Genomic DNA, 2595 nt, shown 5'->3' with positions numbered 1-2595 from the left:
TGTGCGGCGATGAAGGTAACGATACCATTAGTGGCGATCGTGGGGAAAATCTGCGAGGCGCTGTCGGCCCTGACGGTGAGCAAGACTGTATTAATGGTGGTAGTGGCGATGACCTGTTATACGGCAATGAAGGTCAAGATACTCTCAACGGTGACTCGGGTAATGACACTATTTACGGAGGGAAAGATAGCGATATTCTCAATGGGGGTGCAGGAGATGACTGGCTGTTTGGTGATGGCGGAGATGATACTTTGATTGGGGGTGTGGGGAATGATCACTTTGTGTTAAGCGCTAATAGTGGTCTTGATACTGTGCTCAATTTTTCTGTAGGAACTGATAAGTTTGTCCTGGCTGGTGGCTTGAGTTTTGAGGCTTTGCAAATTAACTCGACGGCTAATGGCACACTGCTGCAAGTTGCTGCCACAGGCGAGGTTTTAGCTCAGGTTTTTGGGGCTGATAATACTATTACTTCTCTCGATTTTCTGATTTTGGCTCGCTAAGAAACGCCTCACAAAAAACAGCGTGTAGGGTTGCATTCACATAGCACCTTACCGCTGTTTATTCAAAAAATCCAATCCTAAAAAATAGCTATTATCATGTCCGGTCTATTGACAATGATTAAGATTTTGGCTCCGGCCACCAATAGAAATAAGTCAAACCACTAAGCGAGCTGTTTGAGATTTAACAGTTTTTGACATCTCTCAAATAAAACTGCTTCTAATTCATCTAAGTTTTTAAAACAGCGATTGGCTATCGGTTCATTTGTCAGCGGCCATAGCCTTTCTGCTGGTTGCAGTTGTGGCGAGTGTGAAGGCAGGCAATACAAATGTATGCCGTCTGGAATTTTTACTTGTTTACTCAAATGCCATCCGGCTCTATCTACTACTAAAACTACTCTTTTTTTCTGCCCCGCTTGAAAATGGCTGGCAAAATCTGCTAAGACTCGCTCAAAAAGCTGGCTATTGACAAATGGCAATATCCACGCCTTTGTTTCTCCTGAACTCGGATACACAAAACCATATAAACACAACCATTGAAACCGCCAGTTAACCACAGCAGTGGCATTACTAAACTCATCCGCCCATTCTCGTCTCTCTCACAGGTTTCAATCCGCTTCGATGTTCGTCCATTGACCCGACTTCTACGTCGCTTGAAGGGTTCTGCTTCTTGATGTCCTTGACGAATCGGCGCAGATTTTTTTTTCAATTCCTGCAAGTTCTGCGGAGATCGGATTGGGAGCATCCCGGTTTTGTAAATGGTTAAAAGTATGATATGAACCAAAATTTTTCGCCCTGCGCTACATGATAGAACAGAAAAGTTGTCGCCCGCAGGCTAACCGAACTGGCGATAGAGGAGTATTTAAAGTATGAGATTTGGGAAGAAAAATATAGAAAACGTGTCTATTTTTTAGATTAATTCATTCAAGTAAGCACACCTAAGTTTGAGCATTTGATTAATATTTTCACGACACCACTGAGCGCCGGAAATCTTCAATCTTCTATCAATCTGTTTGACTAATGATTCCACTGCTCCCGACCCAATAGAACAAATATTTTGGCTGGATAAGAGTTGATAGTTGACAATTCGATTCCGATGTTTTGTGAGATATTTACAGAAGTTAGTAGTCTGACGACTACTGCACAACTCAAACAACTTCATGGTTTCATCTATACGACCTTGCCACAACAATTCTTTGGCTTTAGACAGCCGTTTCCTAGACCCTGCTACTTTGTACAGATTTTCTACTAAATGATACCAGTCTAAGATTTCTCGGCGATTACCATCCGGATTGAATTTACCGATCAGATTCCAAATTCCGTCATGTCCATCACCCAAACAAGTCACTAGGGAATTTAACGGCTGACGATTGACATAATCAATCAATACTTCATTTTTCAGAAAATATGCAGCATAAAAGCTGCCATGAAGACTAACTGCTTTGTAATCCAGCCAGTGAGAACCATCCCCTTTTGGTCCTCTAACACGCACTTTCCCTCCATCCACACTGGTTTCTTTAATTGGGGTGAATGCTACTGGTTCGACCCACTCTTGGTTTTCTACCAATCTATGTAAACTGGTATGACCTATCTTGACTCCCGTCTGTACTTCAATTTCTTGAGATGCCTTGGAATAGGATAACAGGGCTACTTGTCGCACACAGCATTTCTCAAAAAAAGGGGCCAAGCGAGTCGATTTTTTGAGATTTAATTTTTCTGCTTGTTTTTCGGTAATTTTTAATTCACCCACACAGCTTTTTACTGTTCGGGGGCGTCCTTTGTCTGTTCCCGTGGTTTCTTTGATAAAAAAAAAGCAACTTCGGGTCCCACTATCTCTATCCATTGTTTTCTCAAGTGCCCTTCTATTGTTTCCAGGCTATCTAATGCCTCGGGGGGAGTGTTTCTGTATAAAATTTTGGCGATTTCAGCAGTATGAGCTTGTAAGCGTGCTTGTTCGTCAGGCCTCATGTTTAGTCTCTCAAAATTATTTATTAACTATTGTAAGCTGCTACGCAGCTAAGCCGGATAAAATAGCATTGCCTTTATTTTTGATTTTTCGATCCCATTTAATAACCATTTCTCCTTCATTTAATAATCT

The 2595-nt window shown here is 41.8% G+C and carries 3 protein-coding genes; 1 reads left to right on the top strand and 2 read right to left on the bottom strand.

Annotation, left to right across the window (positions count from 1 at the left end):
* Positions 1 to 500 (top strand): calcium-binding protein (locus QUA25_RS29015; protein ID WP_445305276.1); only part of this gene is annotated, 500 nt, incomplete at its 5' end.
* A 161-nt stretch (positions 501 to 661) separates the two neighbouring features.
* Here the strand turns inward: QUA25_RS29015 and QUA25_RS29010 are convergent.
* Together QUA25_RS29010 and QUA25_RS29005 are read right to left on the bottom strand one after the other, a co-directional pair.
* Positions 662 to 1054, bottom strand: a complete 393-nt coding sequence (locus QUA25_RS29010) for a transposase (RefSeq protein ID WP_445242263.1) — start codon at positions 1052 to 1054, stop codon at positions 662 to 664.
* Positions 1055 to 1407: 353 nt separating this feature from the next.
* A protein-coding gene (locus QUA25_RS29005) for an ISKra4 family transposase (RefSeq protein WP_333043144.1) occupies positions 1408 to 2465 on the bottom strand; the annotation gives its coding sequence in 2 pieces (ribosomal slippage) (positions 1408 to 2309 and positions 2309 to 2465; 1059 coding nt in all).
* Positions 2466 to 2595 lie beyond the last annotated feature (130 nt).

This window comes from Microcoleus sp. Pol17C6 (genome assembly GCF_036701145.1).
In the GTDB taxonomy this organism is placed as follows: Bacteria; Cyanobacteriota; Cyanobacteriia; order Cyanobacteriales; family Microcoleaceae; genus Microcoleus.
This window is presented reverse-complemented; position numbering and strand designations above follow the sequence as displayed.